We start from the raw sequence: 15,401 nt of genomic DNA on the forward strand, positions 1-15,401 counted from the left end.
ACGCCGACTGGACAACGCCTCGGGAAACAGAGTACAGACGAAAAAAAACCGGCGCGTAAATGCGCCGGTTATGTAACGATTTGCTGTATCAGATTGCGACAGGCGCTTTGATGCCAGGATGCGGGTCGTATCCCTCAATCTCGAAGTCGTCAAAGCGGTAATCGAAGATCGATTCCGGTTTACGTTTGATAATCAGCTTCGGCAGTGCACGCGGCTCACGGGTCAGCTGGAGATGCGTCTGTTCCATGTGGTTACTGTACAGGTGCGTATCCCCACCGGTCCAGACAAAATCGCCCACTTCCAGATTGCACTGCTGGGCCATCATATGTACTAACAGCGCATAGCTGGCGATGTTAAACGGCAGGCCGAGGAAGACATCGCAAGAGCGCTGGTAAAGCTGGCAGGAAAGTTTGCCATCAGCCACATAGAACTGGAAGAACGCATGGCACGGTGCCAGCGCCATTTTATCCAGCTCACCCACGTTCCAGGCAGAAACGATAATACGGCGCGAGTCCGGGTCGTTTTTCAGCTGGTTCATCACGGTGGTGATCTGGTCAATATGGCGGCCATCAGGCGTTGGCCACGCACGCCACTGCTTGCCGTACACCGGGCCCAGATTGCCGTTTTCATCTGCCCATTCGTCCCAGATAGAGACATTGTTTTCGTGCAGATAGGCAACGTTGGTATCGCCTTGCAGGAACCAGAGCAGTTCATGAATGATCGAGCGCAGGTGGCAGCGCTTTGTCGTCACCAGGGGGAAGCCTTCTTGCAGGTTGAAGCGCATCTGGTGGCCAAAAATGGAGAGCGTGCCGGTTCCGGTACGGTCATTTTTCGGCGTGCCCTCGTCGAGCACTTTTTTCATCAATTCAAGATACTGTTTCATGGTTCCTCAGGAAAGTTGTTGCTGTGGACGACGACGATACGCCCAAATCATCATAATGGCACCCGCCACGATCATCGGAATGGAGAGGATTTGCCCCATGCTGATGTACTGTACCCACTCGCCGGTGAACTGCGCATCCGGCTGGCGGAAGAACTCAACGATGATACGGAACGCACCGTAGCCAATCAGGAACAGGCCGGAGACAGCCCCCATCGGGCGCGGTTTGCGGATAAACAGATTCAGGATGATAAACAGCACCACGCCTTCCAGCGCCAGTTCATAGAGCTGAGACATGTGACGCGGCAGAACGCCGTACGTATCAAAAATGGATTGCCATTCAGGATGAGACGGCAGCAGCGCCAGGTCTTCCGCGCGCGAGCCCGGGAACAGCATAGTAAAGGAAACGCTCGGGTCGACACGTCCCCACAGCTCGCCGTTGATAAAGTTGCCCAGACGACCAGCCCCCAGACCAAACGGAATCAATGGCGCGATAAAATCCGATACCTGGAAGAAGTTGCGTTTGGTGCGTTTGGCAAAAATCACCATCACCAGAATCACACCAATCAGGCCGCCATGGAAGGACATCCCCCCGTCCCAGACGCGGAACAGATAGAGCGGATCGTTGAGGAATACCGGGAGGTTATAGAACAGGACATAGCCAATACGCCCACCAAGGAACACACCGAGGAAGCCCGCGTAAAGCAGGTTTTCGACTTCGTTTTTGGTCCAGCCGCTGCCAGGACGACTGGCGCGACGGCCAGCAAGCCACATAGCAAAAATGAAGCCCACCAGGTACATCAGACCGTACCAGTGAAGCGAAACGGGTCCTACTGAGAAAATGACCGGATCAAATTCCGGAAAATGCAGATAACCACTGTTCATCTGTCACCACAAGATGTTGTTATTCCGCTGAAAGTGGACAGCGGTAGAGATGCGCCCCGGCAGTCAGCAGAGGCTCCAAAGTTGCGAATCATAGCACAAGGCGGACGCGGAGGATGCGCCAGAGATGTAAAAGATGTGTATAGAGGATGGTGTGGGATGTTGCCCTCTCCCACGGGGCAGAGGGATCCCCACCGAAAAATTACGCACGGACGGTTCCCTCTCCTCCTGGGAGAGGGCTGGGGTGAGGGGGAACATACAGCTCTGGTGGTCATTCTGAGAGCAGCGTTATTGCTTCTGTTTATGAACCATTGTGGATCCCTCAGCCTACAGGTAGAGAGATAAAAACTTCAGCGGCCACCGCGGATCAGGCCGCCCATGCCACGTCGCTCCATAAACGCGGCGACCTGATGACGCACTTCTGTTGCCAGTTGCGCTTCAAGACTGCGCTCGGCCAGCTCGCGGGCATCCTCGATGTCAATATGGCGCAGCAGGTACTTCACACGTGCGACAGCGCGGCCGTTCATCGACAGATGGCGATACCCCAGGCCGATGAGGATCGCAACGCACATTGAATCCCCGGCCATTTCGCCACACAGCCGCAAATCGATACCGTATTGCTCCGCTTCACGGGCAATCATCGCCAGCGCCCGAATGATGGCCGGATGCAGGCTGTCATAAATACTGGCAACACGCGTGTTGTTACGATCGACGGCCAGAATATACTGCGTCAGATCGTTGGTCCCGACAGAGATAAAGTCGACCCGGTTCGCCAGCTGCGGCAGCATGAAGACCATGGATGGCACTTCGAGCATCACCCCGATCCGCGGTTTGGGGATCGCGTAACCGATCATCTCTTCGACTTCACGGCCTGCACGTTCGATCAACCGTCGCGCTTCGTCGATCTCATCAATGCTGGTGACCATAGGCAGTAAAATGCTGAGGTTCCCGGTCGCCGCATTCGCGCGCAGCATGGCGCGCACCTGGATCAGGAAGATCTCAGGCTGATCCAGCGTAATGCGGATCCCACGCCAGCCCAGGCACGGGTTTTCTTCACTGATTGGCATATACGGCAGCTGTTTATCCGCCCCAACGTCCAGGGTACGCAGGGTAACCGGCTTGTCGTTAAACATCTGCAACATGCCCTGATACTGTGCGACCTGCTCCTCTTCTGAGGGAAAGCCGCTTTGCAGCATGAACGGGATTTCAGTGCGATATAAGCCGATGCCATCAATGCGGCTGCCGAGCTTCTCTTCATGCTCGGGGCTTAACCCTGCGTTGAGCATAACTTTGATGCGCTCGCCGCTTTTGAGCTGTGCAGGCAGGTCGACGTCATCTTCCGCCAGCTTGCTTAATTCATTCTCTTCACTGATAAGGCGCTGGTATTCCTGGAGCAGGACCGGCTCAGGATCGACCAGGAGCTCACCGCGATAGCCATCCACCACCAGCGTGCGTCGGTGCAGCACCGAGGGCTGAATATCGGCCCCCATAACGGTGGGGATACCCAGGGCACGAACCATAATAGCCGCATGGGAGTTAGCTGCGCCATCGCGCACCACTACACCTGCCAGCCTGTCCTGCGGCAGCTCCGCCAGCGTGGTCGCGGACAGTTCATCGGCAACCAGCACAAAGCGTTTTGGCCAGGCATTCGGCCCCTGGATCGTGTCATCAAGGTGGAACAGCAGTCGCTGGCCGAGTGTACGTAAATCTCCCGCACGCTCTTTCAGGTAACCGTCTGTCAGTGCGGCAAATTGCTCCGCAAATTTTTCGATGACCTTTTTAACGGCCCATTCCGCTACGGCACCTTTATCAACCTCGGCAAAAAGCTCACGGCGCAGACGCGCATCGGAGAGCAGGTGCGAATAGAGGTCAAAAATGGCCGCCGTCTCTTTTTGCGCCCCGGCGGCAAAGCGTTTGCTGTAACGCCGAAATTCGTTGGCCGCCTCTTCCAGCGCCGCGGTGAGGCGCTCGCGCTCAAGCGCTTCATCCAGCGTTGAGGCTTCGTACACCTGCTCCATCAGCGGCAGGGTGGCGTCCATCCAGCCTTCAGCAATCGCCACGCCAGGCGAGGCCGGCAGCGCACGAATACGCGTGTGACGGTACTGCCCAAACAGGGCGGCAAGCTGAGACTGAGAGAGGATCGCAGCCATCTGCGTGGCTAGCGTCACGAGGAAAGACTCTTCGCTTTCGTCATACTGACGCAGTTCGCGCTGCTGAACGACCAGTACGCCAAGCAGTTGACGACGCTGGATGATCGGTACGCCCAGGAAGGCGCGGAAACGCTCTTCTTTTACGGAGGGAATGTATTTAAAGCTGGGGTGCTTTTGCGCGTCGGCAAGGTTGATGGGTTCAGCCAGTCGCCCCACCAGGCCTACGATACCTTCATCAAAGGCGAGCGTAACGGTACGACCACGTGGTTTTTTTAAACCACGGGTCGCCATCAGGTAGTAGCAACGTCGGTCATGATCGGCCAGATACACCGAACAGACTTCAGTTTCCATCGCAAGACAGATGTCAGTGACCAGAATATTCAGCGCCTCGTTCAGACGAGGCGCACTGGCCACTTTCTCGACTATTTCTCGCAAGCGGGTGAGCATGATTTGCGTAGCTTAACCTCTTTTACGTCGCCAGGCAGGTGCGCTCTGCGGCTTAGGCGGGATCTCCTGAAGCTGCATGACAACACTTGCGAACTCTTTCATCACCCTACGGTAAACATCGCGTTTAAATGACACGACCTGACGAACAGGATACCAGTAACTCACCCAGCGCCAGCCATCAAACTCCGGCGTACTGCTGGTTTGCATATTGATATCTGAATCGTTGCCCACCAATTGCAACAGAAACCACTTCTGTTTCTGGCCGATACAAACCGGCTTTGTGTCCCAACGCACCAAACGTTTCGGTAACTTGTAACGCAACCAGTTGCGGGTCGAAGCCAGGATGCGAACATCTTTTCGGCTCAAACCGACCTCTTCAAACAGCTCCCGGTACATCGCTTGTTCTGGGGACTCCCCTGGGTTGATCCCGCCTTGCGGAAACTGCCAGGAGTGCTGACCATATCGCCGGGCCCACATCACCTGGCCCTGACGATTACAAATTACTATTCCTACGTTCGGGCGGTAGCCATCGTCATCAATCACCGGACTACCCCAAACTAAATCTGATATATGAATGATTGTTTCACACTACAGGGAGGCGGTAAACCACTCTCTTACAGGCCTGCAACCTAATAACATTTGAATAACTCACAAATATGCGCAGAGTTATAAACAGATAAGCGACAACAAGGGCAATTTTATTCACCTTTTCTGTGGATATAGTTGTGAAGAAGTGTGGAATTACCGATGAACAACCTGAAGAGCCCCTCGCTACACCGTGTCACCCGCTGAAAACATTCCTATAATATTCATTTAATTAGCTCTGTTTTTAGCGCCCCAGGAAGGAATTACGTGATGATCATCACACCTATGATCGTTATGCTGATGAAAGATCGAACAGCGTCGGTTTTATCCACAGATTGTGCCAATAAGTTAGGCACAATTTGTGTGAAAATTCGATTTTCGTCGCACGTCAAGGCTGTAAATTGAAACAGTAGTCAGGGTTATTCCCAGTTATCCCACTTTTCTGTGGATAACATGGTGTAAGATCCTGTTTATTGTCAGTGACCAGAATTGAACAACCCGTTTTTCGTTTCATAAAGAACGGTCTTTCATGACTAAAAAAACCTAGAAATCATGCACATGGCATATTCGTATAGAAAAAGTTAAACTCTATCCACAGGGGATAGTTTCTTAGTTTATTTTTTAATCAAAAGGTTGCCGTCATGCTTGCGCTCTCACCCATGCTTTCTCCCCCAACAAGCGAAGCCCAGCTGCTTGGGCAGGCCCAGCGTCTGGCGGGCTTTTCGCTTGGCGAACTGGCAGCGATGGCAGGGTTGCCGATCCCAAAGGATCTGAAACGGGATAAGGGCTGGATCGGCATGTTGCTTGAGCTGTGGCTGGGGGCTAGTGCGGGGAGTAAACCCGAGCAGGATTTTGCGGCTCTGGGCGTTGAGCTAAAAACCATTCCCATAGACCGTCTGGGAAAGCCCCTTGAAACCACCTTTGTCTGCGTGGCGCCGTTAACCGGGAATACCGGCGTGACGTGGGAAACCAGCCATGTTCGCCATAAACTCAAGCGCGTACTCTGGGTTCCGGTTGAGGGTGAACGCCAGATCCCGCTGGCTGAACGCCGGGTAGGCGCGCCGCTGCTCTGGAGTCCCGATGAAGATGAAGAGCGGCAGCTAAGGCTGGACTGGGAAGAGCTGATGGATATGATCGTCCTTGGACAGGTAGAGCGCATCACGGCCCGACACGGAGAAGTTTTACAGCTGCGTCCGAAAGCGGCCAACAGCAAAGCCCTCACCGAGGCTATTGGCGCCAAGGGCGAACCGATACTCACGTTGCCGCGCGGCTTTTATCTCAAAAAGAACTTCACAGGTGCGCTGCTGGCTCGCCATTTCTTACTGAAAACATAGTTTTTTACTCATTTTGCGAACTATCAAACATAATCGACGGGGATTTAAGATTTTCCCCCTTTCTCCTTTCGATATATCAGGTTAATACTACACTATGATTTGATACGAGCCAGGTGAGGACGATAACGATGAAAAAATGGGCAGTGTTGATTTCAGCAGTGGGTTTAGCGTTTGCGGTATCGGGCTGTAGCAGCGATTACGTTATGGCGACGAAAGATGGCCGGATGATCCTGACCGACGGTAAACCTGAAGTCGACGATGATACTGGCCTGGTCAGCTACCATGACCAGCAGGGTAATAAAATGCAGATCAATCGCGACGAAGTTTCGCAGATTATCGAGCGATAAACAGATAAAGGTCAGTGGCTTGCTGGCCTTTTTGATTTTTTTCTTCCCCTTTTGCTTCCCCTCTGCCATGTTTATATTCCTTTGTCGGGAGGTTCCTGACGTGGTCTGTATTTCTAATGAAGGAAGCCGGCTATGCATTATCACCGTATCCCCCACAGCGCTCTGGAAATAAGCCAACTGGGGTTGGGCACGATGACATTTGGTGAACAAAACAGCGAAGCCGATGCCCATGCACAACTCGATTATGCCGTCAGCCAGGGCATTAACCTGATTGATGTTGCAGAGATGTACCCTGTACCGCCTCGTCCGGAAACGCAGGGGCTTACCGAAACCTACGTCGGCAACTGGCTCGCCAAACGCGGGAATCGCGAAAAGCTGGTTGTTGCGTCAAAAGTCAGCGGCCCCGCACGCAACAACGATGCCGGGATCCGTCCAAACCAGATCCTCGATCGCAAAAATATCCGCGCCGCGCTGGATGCCAGCCTGAAGCGCCTGCAAACCGACTATCTCGATCTCTATCAGGTTCACTGGCCGCAGCGCCCCACTAACTGCTTTGGAAAGCTGGGTTATAGCTGGAATGAGAGCGCCCCGGCCGTTACGCTACTGGAAACGCTGGAAGCCCTGGCCGAATGCCAGCGAGCGGGAAAAATCCGCTACATCGGTGTCTCTAACGAAACGGCCTTTGGCGTGATGCGCTATCTGCACCTGGCGGACAAACATGACCTGCCCCGCATCGTCACCATCCAGAACCCATACAGCCTGCTCAACCGCAGCTATGAAGTGGGTCTGGCCGAAGTGACGCAATACGAAGAGGTGGAATTGCTCGCCTATTCATGTCTGGGCTTTGGTACGTTGACAGGGAAATACCTTAACGGCGCGAAACCTGCCGGAGCGCGTAACACCTTGTTCAGCCGCTTTACCCGCTACAGCGGTGAGCAGACACAAAAAGCCGTGGCGGCCTATGTGGATATCGCGAAACGTCACGGTCTTGATCCGGCTCAGATGGCTCTGGCCTTCGTGCGTCGTCAGCCGTTTGTTGCCAGCACTCTGCTGGGCGCAACGACCATGGAACAGCTGAAAACGAATATCGAGAGTTTCCATCTGAATCTGAGCGAAGAGGTATTAGCAGAGATTGAAGCGGTGCATCAGGTATACACCTACCCGGCACCGTGATAAAAGCAAACGGCAACCTGGTTGCCGTTTTTAGGGTTTGCGCCCTCTCCCGTAGGAGAGGGCCGTGGTGAGGGCGTCAGGCCGCTCTTATCAATGGCGACGCTGCCAGAGCCATAATCCGGTAATCGCCAGCGCAAACAGCGCACCGAATCCTACGCCAATCCCCACCACCGGCACACCGACTTTAACGGCCAGCGAATAGAGCCCCAGCATTAACAGCATCGCCAGGTTTTCACCGAGATTTTGCACTGCAATGGCATTCCCTGCGCCGACGGTCTGCTTGCCGCGTTCCTGCAACAGCGCATTGAGCGGCACAACGAAAAAGCCCCCAAGAATACCAATCAGGACAAGCAGCGCGTAGGCAGGTAGCAAGGCGTGTTGCAGCGAGAAGATAAGCACCACCACGCCAATCAGGATCCCCGCAGGCATGCAGCGTGCAACGGTCTCAAGCGTCACCAGCTTCGCCGCCGCGCCAGCCCCAACGACAATCCCAATCGCCACCATTGCGTTAAGATAAGTTGGTGTCGCATTGTCAGTAATCCCCAGCGCCACCGGCACCCACAGCACCAGCAGAAAACGCAGCGTGACGCCTGCGCCCCAGAACATGCTGGTGCCCATCAGGGAGAAGCGCGTTTCACCGTTACGCCACAGCACGCGGCAGGCGTTGAAGAAACTGCCTGTCATAGGCGTAAAGCGCCAGGATTGCCCCGGGCGTGCCACCGGCAATTTTGGAATAAACAGGTTGGCTACCACCGCCCCGCCATACACCACTGCACACACGCTCAGCGCCGCCAGCACATGCCAGTCAGCCAGTACGCCCCCTGCGACAGAGCCGAGCAGGATCGCCGCAATGGTAGAGGACTCCATCAGCCCGTTGGCTTTCACCAGCTTATCGCCGGTCGTGAGTTCCCCCAGGATGCCATACTTCGCCGGGGAGTACGCCGCTGCGCCAATGCCCACCAGCGTGTAGCCGATAAACGGGTTGATACCAAAACAAATACTGGCGGCGCCCAGCAGTTTAAGGCCGTTCGCAAACATCATCACCCGGCCTTTCGGGAAGCTGTCCGCCACCTGTCCGACAAACGGAGCGAAAATAATGTAAGCACCCACAAACACCATCTGCAGGATGGGCTGGCTCCAGTCCGGATAAAACTCGGCCTTCAGCAATGCCAGGGTGGCAAACAGTAACGCATTGTCACCGAAGGCAGAGAGAAACTGGGCGGCAATGACCGCCATCATGCCCTTCGACCAGAGGGAAGTGTTAGTGTGTACTGACTCACGCATTTTGCTGTTCCGCCTCGTCAACCATGCCCTTCAGGGTCACGAAATCAGGCTTCCCGCTGCCCAGCACCGGAAGCTGCTTCAGGTAACGAATATCGCGCGGTACCGCCAGCTCAGGAATGCCATGTTCACGCGCATGCTGTAGCAACCGGTCGCGTTTCAGTTCGCTGTCTGTGGTGAACAACACCAGTGCTTCGCCTTTGCTGGCATCGCTCTTCACAACCGTAGCATGCAGCTTGTCAGCGGATACCGCTGTCGCCAGTTGCTCAACCATCTCCAGCGAGACCATCTCACCCGCAATTTTGGCGAAGCGTTTAGCCCGGCCCTGGATCTGCACGAAGCCCTGTTCATCGAAACGGACAATATCTCCGGTGTCATACCAGCCCGTCTCACTCTCGCCATTGACGTTTTCCGCCGTCGGCACTTCCAGCACGCCCGGATTTTCCACGCGCAGATAACCGTTCATCACGTTTGGCCCCTTAAGTTGCAGACGGCCACCGTCCTCAATGCCAGGTACCGCCAGCAGACGCGCATCCATTCCCGGCAAAATACGGCCCACCGTCCCCGGCTTCGCCGCCATCGGCACGTTGATCGAGACCACCGGCGCGCACTCAGTAACGCCATAGCCTTCAAGAATGCGCAGACCAAACTTGTCCTGCCAAATCTGGCGCGTGCTCTCCTGCAGTTTTTCCGCCCCGGCCACCACATAGCGCACGCGGTAAAAGTCATACGGATTGGCAAAGCGCGCGTAATTACCGAGGAAGGTTGAGGTGCCAAACAGTACGGTGCAGTTACGGTCATATACCAGCTCCGGCACAATGCGATAATGGAGCGGGCTTGGGTAAAGGAACACTTCGGCACCGGTCAACAGCGGGGTAAAAAGCCCCACTGTCAGGCCAAAGGAGTGGAACAGCGGCAGCGCCGACATGAACCGGTCATTTGCGGTAAAGTCAGCAATACTTTTAATCTGCTCCACGTTTGCCAGAATGCTCTTGTGACTGTGAACCACCCCTTTCGGGTTTCCCTCTGAGCCAGAGGTAAAGAGGATAATGGCGTCATCTTCCGGCTGCTGTTTGACCTGGGCCAGACGCGGCATCAGCAGGTGAGCGAAAATCCACAGCTTGTCACCCGTCGTCACGTCCGCTTTCAGATCTTCCAGGAAGACCCAGCGTACCTGCGTCAGCTGCTCCGGCAGGTGCCACAGCTTGCCTTTATCGAGGAACTGGCGCGAGGTGAAAACGGTATTGATTTGAGCCGCGGTGATGGCACTGGTCAGCCCTTTTACGCCCGCCGTGTAGTTCATCATCGCCGGGATACGGCCCCGGGAAACCGCGCCAAAAATCACCGCCGCGCTGATCCCGGCGTTCGGCAGCATCAGGCCAATCTTCTCGCCTTTCTGGCTATATTTCTCAAGAATACGTCCCACGAACAGGGTTTTGGTCAGCAGCTTGCGATAGGTGTCCGGGGTGAAGTTAATGTCTTCAATGCAGTTTTTCTTCGCGCCATAGCGGTACTGCGCCGACAGCAGAGACTCATAGAGCGTTTCGCGCGGGCGGACGGCCATCCGCGCTTCCATCATGATCTGGTGCAGCATTTCACCGGCGATTTTACGGCGGTCGCGCGCACGCGGCGCGTCGGGCATCGGTAATGAGGTTGGCGGCAGAATATGCAGGGTAATTTTCGGGAACAGGCGCTGCTTCACTAACCCTTTCAGACGACTGAAATGGGTGAGCTCCGCCCCTTCAATACGCAGTGGCACAACGGTCGCTTTTGACTTCGCCGCCACAAACCCTGCCCCGTCGTAGATTTTCATCAGCGAGCCGGTGACCGAGATCCGCCCTTCCGGGAAAATCACCACCGGACGTCCCTGCTCAACCAGACGTACCAGATGTTTAATCATCATCGGTTTTGTCGGGTCGAGCGGCACAAAATCAATCAGCGGGGTGAGCCAGCGCATGTACCACTGCTGACTAATAGAGGTATAGACCGCAAACACCGGGCGCACAGGCAGAAACAGCGCCAGCAGGATGCCGTCGATAAAGGAAACATGGTTTGGTGTGATAAGTACACGCTCACCGCGGAGCGCCGTTGCATCGCCCGTTAAACGGACGCGAAAGAGGATACGGAACAGTGTGCGAAAGAACCCAAAAAGCATCTCAACTCCCTTTGCCAGCCAGTGTGAAGGGTAAGTAAATGGTGGCAGATTACACGAGAAGTGGTACAGGAGCGACAGCAAAAATAGAGGCGAAAAAAAACCTGCGCATCCGCGCAGGTTGGTGCAAGAGATGAGTACGAAACCGTACTAAGAAATCTCACCAATCAATACCTCTGGGATCTCAACTTTATCAATGTCGTCTTCTTTCCCGCTATCGGACAATCGCAACAGCCTGAGGCAAAGTGTAACTAAAGGTTCAGATTGACATTATTCCGACATGTCTGGCCGTGTAACGATTACACCGCCGGGGTTGTGCTGCGTCACGTTTGTGGAGAGGGAAAGTGCGCCCCCCTTGAATGCACGGCGCTTTTCCGCAACACTTATTGGCGTGTAAACGCTTACCCCCACTAAGAAGGTAATGAATGGCGACAATAAAGGATGTGGCCCGTCTGGCAGGTGTTTCCGTCGCGACCGTGTCGCGCGTGATCAACGACTCCCCAAAAGCCAGTGACGCATCACGCCAGGCGGTGCAAAACGCCATGGAATCTCTGAACTACCATCCTAATGCTAACGCCCGTGCGCTCGCTCAACAGTCAACCGAAACCATCGGGCTGGTTGTGGGTGATGTCTCTGACCCCTTTTTCGGCGCCATGGTGAAAGCGGTTGAGCAGGTTTCTTATCAGACCGGGAATTTTTTGCTGATCGGCAATGGCTATCATAATGAACAAAAAGAACGCCAGGCTATCGAGCAACTGATCCGCCACCGCTGCGCGGCGCTGGTTGTCCATGCCAAAATGATCCCCGACGCCGAACTCATTCATCTGATGAAGCAGATCCCCGGCATGGTGATCATCAACCGGATTATTCCCGGGTTTGAGAAACGCTGCGTGGCGCTCGACGACCGCTACGGTGCCTGGCTTGCCACCCGCCATCTGATTCAACAGGGTCACACCCGCATTGGTTATCTCTGCTCAAACCACCCCATTTCCGATGCCGAAGATCGCCTGCAGGGGTATTACGATGCCCTGCGCGAAAACGGTCTGCCGTGCAATGACCGGCTGGTGGCTTACGGTGAACCCGACGAGAGCGGCGGCGAACAGGCAATGACAGAGCTCTTAGGACGTGGAAGGAACTTCACCGCAGTCGCCAGCTATAACGACTCGATGGCAGCCGGAGCTATGGGGGTGTTAAATGACAACGGGATTGAGGTGCCGGGAGAAATTTCCCTTATTGGCTTCGATGATGTGCTGGTCTCCCGCTACGTGCGCCCTCGCCTGACCACCGTCCGCTACCCCATTATCACCATGGCCACGCAGGCGGCCGAGCTGGCGTTAGCACTCGCCGAGCAGCGTCAACCACCGGAAATCACCCACCTGTTTAGTCCAACGTTAGTGCGCCGTCACTCTGTTGGGGCACCCGCCGAAGCCCCGGACGAATAGCGATAGAGATGTACCGTTTTGTCCGGGTACTCCAGCGCATCGCCGATATACTGCCAGCCGTAACGTTCGTAGAAGTCACGGCAGGCAGACCAGAGATGCAACGTGTCATACCCGGCCTGCGCGGCATAGTGGATAACATGCTTTTGCAGCAGCCCCGCCAGCCCCTTGCCTCGCGCCGCGTCATCCACGTACAGGGCTGCCAGCCAGGGGCAAAGATCCTGTCGGGTGATCAGATCGCAGCGCCAGAGCCCCACGGTGCCCACAAGCTGTTCGTTCTCCAGGGCAATAAAAGTCAGCGGTAATGCGCCCGGCGTCTGGCTGTGCTCAACAATACTGTGGAAAAACGCCCGGGGCAGGCCGTCGCCAAAGGCCTGCCAGATCCAGTCGGTCACCTGCTCCGCATACTGCGGTGCGGCGTAGAGCGGCAGAATAGTCATACCGGCTTCCCCTGGAAAATAGGCACAGATTCAAAGAGATAGCCGTCAAAATCCGGCGCATCTTCGTCTGAGAGTTCAAGTAAGCTTTTTTTCACGTTTTCCAGATGCTGGAACATTGCCTGCCAGGCGCCCATGACGTCACGGCGGCGCAGCGCGGCCAGGATGGTTTGCCGGTCACCCAGCCATTTCAGGCGGTACGCGCGGCTGGCGATGTGGCCATTAAACTGCTGCCACAGCGGACTGCTGTCCATGTGATGCCAGATACTCTCCACCGTCGCCAGCAGCATCTGATTTTGCGTCGCGCCCGCCAGGACCAGATGGAACATCTTATTGTTGTCCTGACTATTATCGTCGGCGGCAATCGCGCGTTGCTCCTGCTCGATAATACGGCGCAGATTGTCGATGTCTGCACGGGTCGCCATTTTGGCGGCAAACGCGGCAATATTGCTTTCGAGGAGCTGACGGGCCTGTAAAATCTCAAACGGCCCCACGTCGCTATTGAGAAAACGCTCTTCTTCGTTTTCATGCTCTTCGGGGATGCGCATCACATAAACACCGGAGCCCTGGCGAATATCCACCGTGCCCTGCAACTCCAGCATCAGTAAGGCCTCACGCACGATGGTGCGGCTTACGCCGTACTTCTCGGCAATATTGCGCTCAGGAGGAAGGCGCGAACCAACGGGATAGTGCCCCCGGATAATCTGCGCCCGTAAATCCTCGCCAATTTCCTGGTACTGTTTTTTTTCCGGCAGGATGACAGCCTTATCCACGTTTTCACCTGTTTTTTCAGTTAATGCGCAGACCGGGCGTCCTCCCGGCCAGTTTGTGCGCTATTTTACCAGAACCGGCATGCTTTTCGCCTACTTCCATTCATCATCAACCTGAAGCGTGAGCCTCCGCGTATCGCGTAGCTGCCGGAACCAGGAGGCTGATTTTTTTGCACGTCTGGCACGCTGGTTATCCAGATCGATCTCAATCAACCCATAGCGGTTTTTAAACGCGTTCATCGGCGAGACGTTGTCGGTAAATGCCCACAGCATATAGCCATGGCAGTTCGCCCCCTCCTCCCGCGCCAGCAGCGTGTAGTAGAGGTGCTCGCTGATGAAATCGATGCGGTAAGTGTCGTCGATAATCCCATCGCGATTGCGAAATTGCGCTTCGTTTTCCACTCCCATTCCGCTTTCCGCCACGAACCAGTCGATATTGCGATAGTCTTTTTTAATCCGCATCGCCATGTCGTAAATAATACGCGGGTAGATCTCCCAGCCGCGGGAGCGGTTCATGCGCCGCCCCGGCAGTTCAAACGGCTCGTAGTAGTATGCCGGGTGGAATGGCGTGTCCGGATGCCAGGCGCGGGAAGGTGCCTTCACACGGTGCGGGTAGTAGAGGTTAATCCCCAGTTCGTCGACGGTGTTATCCGCAATCAGCGCCAGTTCGTCCGCGGTGTACTCCCACTCAACCTGATGCTGCTCCAGCAGGGCAAAAAGCTCTGCGGGATAGCACCCGTGGACCAGCGGGTCGAGGAATACACGGTTGTAGAACAGGTCATACATCTCAGCGGCCCGCGCGTCATGCGGTGCGCGGGAGCGGGGATAGGTCACCTCCGGGTTGAGAATACAGCCCACAGAACCGCGATAGCCTTTCTCGCGAAACAGCTTCACCACCTTTGCCGTCGCCAGCACCTTATGGTGATTCCACTGCATCCACGTGCCGGTGTTCTGCTCATACGGCCAACGCAGCGCGTCCAGATAGACGCGGGTCTGGACGACAATCGGCTCGTTGAAGGTAAACCAGCGGGTCACTTTACCGTGGTAGCGTGCAAAGACCTTTTCCGCATAGCGGACAAACAGCTCAACCACATGCTTTGACGCCCAGCCGCCGTAGGTATCCAGCAGCACGCCCGGCAGTTCGTAATGTTCGAGGCAGATCATCGGCTCAATGCCCTGACGGTGCATCTCATCGAACAGCGCGTCGTAGTAGGCAGCGTACTCTTCATCCACCGTCGCGTTTTCGTAGTCGGTTAAAAAGCGTGACCAGTTGATCGAGGTGCGGTAGTGCGTCAGCCCCGCCTGCTTCATCAGGGCCACATCCTCGCGAAAACGGTTGATAAAATCGGTCGCCACCGCCGGGCCATAGCCGTTGTGCCAGACGTGACGGTCATTCTTGTACCAGAGATCGATCCATGAATCCTGCCCCGGCTTTTTACCGCTCCAGCCTTCGGTCTGCCAGGCCGATGCGGCCGCGCCGAGAATAAAATCCTGCGGTATGGCTATCTGTTTTGTGCTCATCGC

At 55.4% G+C, this 15,401-nt stretch carries 13 protein-coding genes and 1 pseudogene; 5 read left to right on the plus strand and 9 right to left on the minus strand.

Annotated elements, in window-relative coordinates; all coding sequences use genetic code 11:
* Window positions 1-88: 88 nt before the first annotated feature.
* The 4 genes from thyA to rppH form a co-directional block, all read right to left on the minus strand.
* Complete coding sequence (gene thyA / locus AX755_RS02830; protein WP_062856241.1) at window positions 89-883, minus strand: thymidylate synthase; 795 nt, start codon at window positions 881-883, stop codon at window positions 89-91.
* A gap of 6 nt (window positions 884-889) precedes the next feature.
* The gene (lgt, locus tag AX755_RS02835) at window positions 890-1,765 is read right to left on the minus strand and encodes a prolipoprotein diacylglyceryl transferase (protein ID WP_013098551.1); all 876 of its coding nucleotides are present in this window, start codon (window positions 1,763-1,765) and stop codon (window positions 890-892) included.
* Window positions 1,766-2,112: 347 nt separating this feature from the next.
* Window positions 2,113-4,359, minus strand: coding sequence for a phosphoenolpyruvate--protein phosphotransferase (gene ptsP / locus AX755_RS02840; RefSeq protein WP_020689338.1), 2,247 nt, complete (start codon window positions 4,357-4,359; stop codon window positions 2,113-2,115).
* A gap of 12 nt (window positions 4,360-4,371) precedes the next feature.
* Entirely contained in the window at window positions 4,372-4,902 is a 531-nt protein-coding gene (gene rppH / locus AX755_RS02845; RefSeq protein ID WP_013098553.1) for an RNA pyrophosphohydrolase, read from the minus strand.
* A gap of 442 nt (window positions 4,903-5,344) precedes the next feature.
* Here rppH and AX755_RS25670 point away from each other — a divergent pair.
* The 4 genes and pseudogenes from AX755_RS25670 to AX755_RS02860 all read left to right on the plus strand — a co-directional run.
* Window positions 5,345-5,431: pseudogene (locus AX755_RS25670) on the plus strand (hypothetical protein); the annotation flags it as partial.
* A gap of 154 nt (window positions 5,432-5,585) precedes the next feature.
* Window positions 5,586-6,278: a DNA mismatch repair endonuclease MutH gene (gene mutH / locus AX755_RS02850; RefSeq protein ID WP_013098554.1), complete on the plus strand. Its 693-nt coding sequence runs from the start codon at window positions 5,586-5,588 to the stop codon at window positions 6,276-6,278.
* Window positions 6,279-6,406: 128 nt separating this feature from the next.
* Window positions 6,407-6,625: a YgdI/YgdR family lipoprotein gene (locus AX755_RS02855; RefSeq protein ID WP_013098555.1), complete on the plus strand. Its 219-nt coding sequence runs from the start codon at window positions 6,407-6,409 to the stop codon at window positions 6,623-6,625.
* A 132-nt stretch (window positions 6,626-6,757) separates the two neighbouring features.
* Window positions 6,758-7,798 (plus strand): NADP(H)-dependent aldo-keto reductase, encoded by a 1,041-nt coding sequence (locus AX755_RS02860; protein ID WP_013098556.1) that lies wholly within the window; start codon window positions 6,758-6,760, stop codon window positions 7,796-7,798.
* A 90-nt stretch (window positions 7,799-7,888) separates the two neighbouring features.
* Here AX755_RS02860 and lplT read toward each other — a convergent pair whose 3' ends face one another.
* Entirely contained in the window at window positions 7,889-9,082 is a 1,194-nt protein-coding gene (gene lplT / locus AX755_RS02865) for a lysophospholipid transporter LplT (protein ID WP_062856242.1), read from the minus strand.
* Window positions 9,075-11,234 (minus strand): bifunctional acyl-ACP--phospholipid O-acyltransferase/long-chain-fatty-acid--ACP ligase, encoded by a 2,160-nt coding sequence (aas, locus tag AX755_RS02870; protein ID WP_038420521.1) that lies wholly within the window; start codon window positions 11,232-11,234, stop codon window positions 9,075-9,077. The genes lplT and aas overlap by 8 nt, the downstream gene beginning before the upstream one ends.
* A gap of 422 nt (window positions 11,235-11,656) precedes the next feature.
* On the opposite strand from aas, the gene galR reads away from it, so the two are divergent.
* Window positions 11,657-12,673 carry an HTH-type transcriptional regulator GalR gene (galR, locus tag AX755_RS02875; RefSeq protein WP_013098559.1) on the plus strand — a complete coding sequence of 339 codons (1,017 nt, stop codon included), beginning with the start codon at window positions 11,657-11,659 and terminating at the stop codon, window positions 12,671-12,673.
* Here the strand turns inward: galR and AX755_RS02880 are convergent.
* The 3 genes from AX755_RS02880 to AX755_RS02890 all read right to left on the minus strand — a co-directional run bounded on the left by AX755_RS02880 (window position 12,634) and on the right by AX755_RS02890 (window position 15,398).
* Window positions 12,634-13,110: a GNAT family N-acetyltransferase gene (locus AX755_RS02880; RefSeq protein ID WP_040021659.1), complete on the minus strand. Its 477-nt coding sequence runs from the start codon at window positions 13,108-13,110 to the stop codon at window positions 12,634-12,636. The two genes, galR and AX755_RS02880, sit on opposite strands and share 40 nt — an antisense overlap.
* On the minus strand, window positions 13,107-13,880 hold the full coding sequence (locus AX755_RS02885) for a GntR family transcriptional regulator (protein WP_062856243.1): 774 nt from the start codon (window positions 13,878-13,880) through the stop codon (window positions 13,107-13,109). The genes AX755_RS02880 and AX755_RS02885 overlap by 4 nt, the downstream gene beginning before the upstream one ends.
* A 90-nt stretch (window positions 13,881-13,970) precedes the next feature.
* On the minus strand, window positions 13,971-15,398 hold the full coding sequence (locus AX755_RS02890) for a glycoside hydrolase family 1 protein (RefSeq protein ID WP_062856244.1): 1,428 nt from the start codon (window positions 15,396-15,398) through the stop codon (window positions 13,971-13,973).
* Window positions 15,399-15,401: the final 3 nt, after the last annotated feature.

The sequence above is a fragment of the Enterobacter sp. SENG-6 genome, from assembly GCF_001605945.1.
Lineage (GTDB): Bacteria > Pseudomonadota > Gammaproteobacteria > Enterobacterales > Enterobacteriaceae > Enterobacter > Enterobacter cloacae.